The organism is uncultured Cellulomonas sp., from assembly GCF_947494015.1.
Lineage (GTDB): Bacteria > Actinomycetota > Actinomycetes > Actinomycetales > Cellulomonadaceae > Pengzhenrongella.
This window is the reverse complement of record NZ_CANLTL010000019.1, coordinates 59,756-66,818: the sequence shown is the minus strand read 5'-3', so window position 1 is coordinate 66,818 and position 7,063 is coordinate 59,756. Positions and strand designations below refer to the sequence as shown.

Annotated in this window: 6 protein-coding genes; all 6 read right to left on the bottom strand. The window is 73.7% G+C overall.

What is annotated here, in order from left to right; genetic code table 11:
• Window positions 1–435: 435 nt before the first annotated feature.
• Window positions 436–1,218, bottom strand: a complete 783-nt coding sequence (gene nagB, locus Q0840_RS17545; protein WP_298461998.1) for a glucosamine-6-phosphate deaminase — start codon at window positions 1,216–1,218, stop codon at window positions 436–438.
• The gene (locus tag Q0840_RS17540; protein WP_298461997.1) at window positions 1,206–2,162 is read right to left on the bottom strand and encodes an ROK family protein; all 957 of its coding nucleotides are present in this window, start codon (window positions 2,160–2,162) and stop codon (window positions 1,206–1,208) included. Before Q0840_RS17540 ends, nagB begins: the two co-directional genes overlap by 13 nt.
• A 13-nt stretch (window positions 2,163–2,175) precedes the next feature.
• Complete coding sequence (locus Q0840_RS17535; RefSeq protein WP_298461995.1) at window positions 2,176–3,111, bottom strand: carbohydrate ABC transporter permease; 936 nt, start codon at window positions 3,109–3,111, stop codon at window positions 2,176–2,178.
• Complete coding sequence (locus Q0840_RS17530) at window positions 3,108–4,058, bottom strand: carbohydrate ABC transporter permease (RefSeq protein WP_298461993.1); 951 nt, start codon at window positions 4,056–4,058, stop codon at window positions 3,108–3,110. The genes Q0840_RS17535 and Q0840_RS17530 overlap by 4 nt, the downstream gene beginning before the upstream one ends.
• Window positions 4,059–4,316: 258 nt before the next feature.
• Window positions 4,317–5,657, bottom strand: coding sequence for an extracellular solute-binding protein (locus Q0840_RS17525; protein ID WP_298461992.1), 1,341 nt, complete (start codon window positions 5,655–5,657; stop codon window positions 4,317–4,319).
• A gap of 124 nt (window positions 5,658–5,781) precedes the next feature.
• Window positions 5,782–6,963 carry an ROK family transcriptional regulator gene (locus tag Q0840_RS17520; RefSeq protein WP_298462010.1) on the bottom strand — a complete coding sequence of 394 codons (1,182 nt, stop codon included), beginning with the start codon at window positions 6,961–6,963 and terminating at the stop codon, window positions 5,782–5,784.
• Window positions 6,964–7,063 lie beyond the last annotated feature (100 nt).

Sequence of the window (7,063 nt, the reverse complement as noted above, 5' to 3'; positions counted from 1 at the left end):
GTCGACAACGGAATACTCCTGTGCACCTACCACCACAGCCTCATCCACCGCCGCGCAATACAGATCCACCGCCACGGAAACACTGGACATTCCACGACACCCACGGCACCCAGATCGACCCCGAACGCGACCGACCGCTTTCACCATTCCGCGGTCGCGGCGCCGGGGCGGGCGCTGCGACGGGGTGAGCACCGGCCCATCGGCAGCCGGGTGTGCCCGTCACGCCCGGTCGGGCCCGGCAGCCTGCGAGTCACGAGGCACACCGCTCATGGTCCGACTGACGGGCCCCGCCAGACCGGCTTCGCCCCGTAGGGACCGCGACGGATCAGCACCCGGCGATCGGGAACCGGAGCCGAGTTCGGGACGGTCGGGCTCGGTGGGGCGCGGTGGGGCGCGGCAGCCCGCGCGCCACGGGGCTCCCGGGCCGCGGTCGCACTACAAGCCCTGCCAGGCCGGCTTCGACGCGTAGGCGCCGCGGTAGTAGTCCGCCAGCTGCAGGCGGCTCGCGGCCGCGTTGTCGATGAGCACCGTCACGTGCGGGTGATGCTGCAGGACGGTCGCCGGCCACATCGCGCTGACCGGTCCCTCGACGAGCTGGTGCACCGCCTCCGCCTTGCCCCGGCCCGTGGCGAGCAGCACCAGGTGACGCGCCGCCATGATCGTGCCCAGCCCCTGCGTCAGGCAGTGCTGCGGCACGCGCTCCACCTCGCCGTCGAAGAACCGGGCGTTGTCGATCCGCGTCTGCTCGGTGAGCGTCTTGATCCGGGTGCGGGACGCGAGCGAGGACCCCGGCTCGTTGAACCCGATGTGGCCGTCCGTGCCGATGCCGAGCAGCTGAAGGTCCACTCCCCCGGCGTCGACGATGGCGCGCTCGTACGCGGCGCACGCCGCCGGGACGTCCGCCGCCAGCCCGTCCGGCCCCTGCACGGCGTCGGGCATCAGGTCGACACGCGAGGCGAACTCCGCGTCGATGACGTTGCGGTACCGCTGCGGGTGCTCCCGCGGCAGCCCGACGTACTCGTCGAGCATGAAGCCACGCGCACGGGCGAACGACAGCCCGCCGTCGGCGTGCCGGCGCGCCAGCTCGTCGTACACGCCCAACGGGCTCGAGCCGGTCGCCAGTCCGAGCACGGCATCCGGCCGGCGGCGCAGCAGCGCCTCGACAGCGTCCGCCGCAAGCCGTGCGAGCTCGGGCGCGGGGGCGATCACGACCTCCATCGACTCACCGTCCCACGCGCGGCGAGCGCTGCGCCAATGGCCGCCACCGGCACCCCGCGGGGCGCCAGCTCGACCCGGTCGGCGAGCCGCATGGACGCCAGGAACCCCGACGCCGAGGCCTGCCGTTCGAGCGCTCCGGTGACCGCGCGCAGCAGCGGGGCACCGATCTCGCGCACGCCACCACCCAGGACGACCCGCTCGACGTCGGTGGTCAGCACGAGGATCCGCACGGCCGCGGCGACGGCGTCCGCGAACTCGTCGCGGACGGCCACCGCCCGCGGGTCACCGGTCGCCGCGGCGGCGAACAGCGCCGCCGGTGCCGGCACCGACCCGTCCCCGGGCCACCGCGCGTCGAGCGACCCACCCGACGCGTACAGCTCCAGGCAGCCACGCTGCCCGCACGGGCACAGCGGGCCGGACCGGTCGTACGGCAGGTGGCCGATCTCCCCGGCCGCCCCGAGCCAGCCCCGCCGCAGTCGCCCGTCGAGCAGCAGACCGGCCGCCACCCCGGTCCCCAGCGCCAGGTACGCGACGTCGGCCCGGTCGCCGAGCACGTGGGCCGCGCCCGCGGCGGCGGCGTTGAGGTCGTTGTCGACGCTGACCCAGGTGGAGTCCAGCTCGGTGCGCAGCATCCGGCCGAGCGGCACGGGGGCGTCGCCGATGCCCAGGTTCACCGCGTGCGCCACCGTCCCGGCCGCGCGGTCGACCACGCCCGGCACCCCGAGCCCGAGCCCGGCAAGGTCCACCGGCGCGATCCCTGCCGCGTCGGTGAGCCGGCGGACCGCCGCGGCCGCCGACGCGACGACGCCGTCGGCCCCGGACCGCGTCGGCACCCGCACGCGGTCCAGCACGTCGTCGTCGGCCCCGAGGAGGACGCCGAGGACCTTGGTGCCGCCGATGTCGAGGCCGACGGCGGGACCCGCGACGCGGTCCGGGCGCTCCACGTCAGGCTCCACCTCAGCCCTTGACCGCGCCCGCGACCAGGCCGGCGGTCATCCGGCTCTGCACCGCGAGGAAGAAGATGATCACCGGCACGGCGATGAGTGCCGCACCGGCCATCACGACCCCCCAGTCCGTCGCACGGTTGGCCTCGACCAGCCCCTGGAGCCACAGCGGGAGGGTGCGCCGGCCGGGATCGGTCATGACGACGAGCGCGAGGGTGTACTCGTTCCAGGACTGCAGGAAGCCGTACACGCCGGAGGCGACCAGCCCCGGCGCCAGCAGCGGGAACGTGATGCGGAAGAACGCACCGGTCCGGCTCAGCCCGTCGACCATCGCCGCCTCCTCGAGCTCGATCGGCACGCCGGCCACGAAGCCGCGCAGCATCCAGATCGTGAACGGCAGGATCGCCGCGACGTACACGATCGCGAGCCCGGCCACGCGGTTCACCAGGCCCCAGTCGTCGAGCATCCCGTACTGGGCGATGAACAGCCCCTCGGCGGGGATCATCTGCACGACCAGGACGGTCAGGATGAAGGACTTGCGGCCGCGGAACCGGAACCGGCTGACGGCGAGCGCCGCCAGGAAGGCGAACACCAGCGAGGCGACCAACACGATGGCGGTCACCGCGATCGATGTGCGGAACGCGCTCGCGAAGGACGGGTCGGCCAGCACCCGGCGGAAGTTGGCGAGCGTGCCGTCCACCGGGAAGAAGGTGGGATCGGGCGTGCGCAGCCGGTTCAGCGGCAGGAAGGCGCTGGAGATCATCCAGTAGATCGGGAACACCCACAGCAGGGCGATGGCCACCGCGAGGGTGCCGAGCAGCCAGCGGGTCAGCGGCCCGCCACGCCCGTCGGCGCGCCGCCGGCGCACGGGCCGTCGACGCCGGACGGCGGCGGCCCGGGTCCGCGTGGGCACCGCGGGCGTCGGCGGCGGGGTGGTCAGGGTGCTCACAGCTCGTCCTCCTTGAGCATCCGCCGCACGTAGAAGCCGGTGAGCGCGAGCGTGACCACGAGCACCACCGTGGCCAGCGCCCCGGCCATCGAGAACTCCCGCGCGTAGCTGTAGATCAACGTGCCCAGCAGGTTGGTGTCGCGGGTCGGCGCACCGGCGCGCTGCAGGACGTAGATCTGCGTGAAGACCTTCAGGTCCCAGATGATCTGCAGCAGCAGCACCACCGACAGCACCGGCCGGATCATCGGCACCGTGATGCCCCAGAACCGCTGCCGCGCGCTCGCGCCGTCGAGCTGTGCCGCCTCCATGGTCTCCGTGGGCACCTGCAGCAGCCCGGCGTAGACCGAGAACACCACGAACGGGACGGACATCCACACCACGATGACCGTCGCCACGAAGTAGAAGGACAGCGGTTCGACGATCCACGAGTGGAACCGCATGTCGGTGGCCCCCAGCACGTCCGCGAGGAGCCAGTTCACGACCCCGTACTGCGAGTCGAACAGCCACTGCCACACCGTCAGTGACGCCAGCACCGGTGTCCCCCAGGCCAGCAGCATGGAGACCTGCAGCGCCATCCGGGCCGCCGCGCCCACCCGCGCCATCAGCACGGCCAGGGCGACGCCGAGCACCATCGTGACCGCCGCGTTGACCAGGCAGAACGCGACAGACCGACCGATCACCGCCCACACGTAGGGGTCGCCGAGCAGCTCGGCGTAGTTGGCCAGGCCCACCCACCGCGCCGGCTGCCCGAACTGCTGGCGCAGTCCGTACTCCTGGAACGACAGCACCAGCTGACGCACCAGCGGGTACCCCAGCCCGACGGCGATGGGGACGAGCGCGGGCACCAGGAGCAGGTACACCCCGAGGTGCCGACGACGGCGGCGGGGTGGCGCGGCGGCACCGGGCGGCCGTCCGCCGACCCGGACGGCGGGTGCGGGTGCTGTCATCGGAGGTCCCTTCGCGGGTGGTCGTCGGGCGCCGGGGCTGCCGGTCGGCGCCGCCCGGTGGATGCGGGAGGGCGGGACGGGGCCGGCGGGCGGGAACGGCGGGACGCGGGCCGGCGCGGACGCGGGGGTGGCCGGGCACGGGGCCCGCCGGACACGGGGCCCGCCGGACACGGGGCCCGCACGACGCGCACCGGCGGAGCCGGGCACCGGCGGCGGACCCTCGGTGCCCGCCGCCGGTGCGGGACGGCCCCGGCGTCGTCAGCTCAGCGTGTCGGTGATCAGCTGGTCGGCACGAGCGGCGGCGTCCTTCGGGTCGGCGCCACCGGCGATCTCCTGGAAGAAGTCCTCGAGGATCCGCTGCCCCTCGACGTCGGCCCACAGCTCGGCCGGCGGCGTGAGCTTGGCATCCAGCGCAGCCGCGATGGCCGCCTGGCTGTAGACGTCGTCTCCCATGGCCGAGGCGTACTCGGTGTTGCCGGGGATCAGGCCCTTCGAGGCCAGCATCGTCTGGTACTCCTCGCCGAAGATGATCCGCAGCAGGTCCCGGGCGAGCTCGGGGTGCTGGGACATCGCCGCGACGGCGATGTTCGAGCCGCCCGCGAAGACCGGTGCGACGCCGCCGTCCACGCCGGGCAGCGGGAAGATCCCGGTGTGCTCCTCGTTGCAGGCCTGCTGCTGCGCGAGCAGCTCCTTGGCCTCGTCCGAGGTGTCGTCCGGGTCGACGCCGGCGTTGCACTGCGGCAGGTCGATGCTCCAGCGCGCCCAGGTCGGCGCCGAGAACATGGCCGCCTCGCCGTTGTTGAAGGGCACCCACGGCTCGTTCGAGTCGGCGTCCACCGGCGCGTTGGTCGCGGACTGGAACAGCGTCTGCACCTGCTCGAGCCCGGCCAGCGACTCGGGCGAGGACAGCGCACCCTGCCACGCGTCGCCGTCCTTCGTCGCCAGCTCGCCGCCGTGGGCGTAGATCCACGCGGCGCCGTTGTACCAGTCCTGGCCGGGCAGCCAGAAGCCGGAGAAGTTCTCGACGCCGGCCGGCGGGTTGGCCTGGAGCGTGGTGGCGACCTCGGTGAACTCCTCCAGGGTCGTGGGCACCTCGACGCCCGCCGCCTGGAACATGTCCTTGTTGTAGAAGACGGCGCGCGCCCCGGAGTAGTAGGGAGCGGCGTAGAGGGCACCGTCGGCCGAGCCCGCCTCGACGAAGCCGGGCAGCAGGTCGTCGCCGCCGAGCTCGTCGTACATGTCGGTGATGTCGGCGAACGCGCCCGCGTAGGTGAACGTCGGCGACTGCGTGTTGCCCACCTCGACCACGTCCGGCGTCTGGTCCGGCGACGTCAACGCGGTCTGCAGGCGGGGCACGAGGCCGCTCCAGTCCTGCTCCTCGATGGTGAGCGTCGAGCCCGGGTGCTCGGCCTCGAACGTCTCGACGAGGTAGTCACGGAGCTCGTCGGGGGTGTCGGTGCCGTTGAGCCACAGGGTGATCTCGGCGGTGTCGGTGCCGCCGTCGCCCGTGGTGGGCTCCTCGCCGGTGGCGTCGGAGCTGCACGCGCTGAGCGCGAGCGCGGCGGCTGCACCGGCAGCCGCGATTCGTAGAGTCCTCACGTCGGTGTCCCTCCCGGGGTCGAGGCGGGCCACGGCCTGCCTGTGGGTGTTCGGGTGCTGGGTGTGCGGGTGCTGGGTGCGGGTGCTGGGTGCGGGTGGCGGGCGTGCGTGGGGCAGCGCGGGTCTAGGTGATCCCGAGCTGTCCGGACAGGACGAGGACGGCCGCGCCGCAGAGCGCGACGTCCTCGCCCAGCGAGGCCATCCCCAGCCGCAGGTCGGCGCCGACGACGGGCATGGTGCGCTGCTGGACGGTGGCCTGAGCGGTCCGCAGCAGGGGTCCGTCGAGCAGGTCGCGCGGACCGCTGAACCGCAGCTCGGACAGGTTGAGCGCGCTGACCACCGGAGCGAGCGCGACGCCGAGGACCCGACCGACGGCGGCCAGCTCGACGTCGGCGGCGGCGGGATCGAGCCCGGCCAGGCGGCGCCGCAGCGCGGGGACGGCCAGGACGGTCTCGAGGCAGCCGCGCCGACCGCACGCGCACAGCGGGGCGGGACCGTCGACGCCGTCGTCCACCACGGTCACGTGCCCGAGCTCGCCCGCCGCGTGCCGGTGGCCCTGGACGAGCGCGCCGTCGACGACGATGCCCGCGCCGACGCCCTGGCCGACGGTGAGGACCATCAGCCCCGAGCCGCCTGCCCCGCCCAGGGTGAACTCCCCCAGCGCCGCGGTGTTCGCGTCGTTGGCGACGTGGACCGGCACGTCGAGCGCGGCACTGAGGTCGGCCGCGAGGGGCACGTCGTACCAGTCGCGGTTGGGCGCCTCGACGACGGTGCCGAGCGAGTCGATGACGCCCGGCGAGCCGATGCCGACCCCGATCACCGGGCGGTCGGCGGCGGCGAGCAGGTCGCGGCACAGGTCCTCGAGCGCGATCACGGCTGCGTCACCCACCCGCCCGTCCAGCGCCACCGAGCGACGCGCGACGACGTCCCCGGTCAACGTCATGACGGCGCCGCGCATCCAGGCGTCGTCGGCGAGGTCGACCGCGACGACGTGGAACTCCTGCGTGCGCATGCCCACCAGCGAGGCCGGCTTGCCGACCTTGCCCTCGGCGCGCGCGCCCAGCTCCTCCACCAGCCCCTCGGCCATCAGCGCGGCGACCAGGTCCGAGACGGTCACCCGCGTGAGCGAGGTGCTCCGGGCCAGGTCGGCCCGCGAGGTGGGGCCGCTGTGGAACAGGTGCTGGAGCACCATCGAGCGGTTGTGCGCACGGGCGTGGCCGGGCAGCGCCTTCGCCGTCGGGCGCAGCACACGCCCCACGGACCGAGGGCCGGCCGGCCCTGCTGTCGTCGTCGGCGGCTGCAGCATCACGTTTGTTAGTAGACCTTCCTTACTTATCAGCGGTCAAGGATTCTGCTGCACCGAAACGGGACCGTGATCGAACGTCGTGGGCGGATGGCGTGCCGCG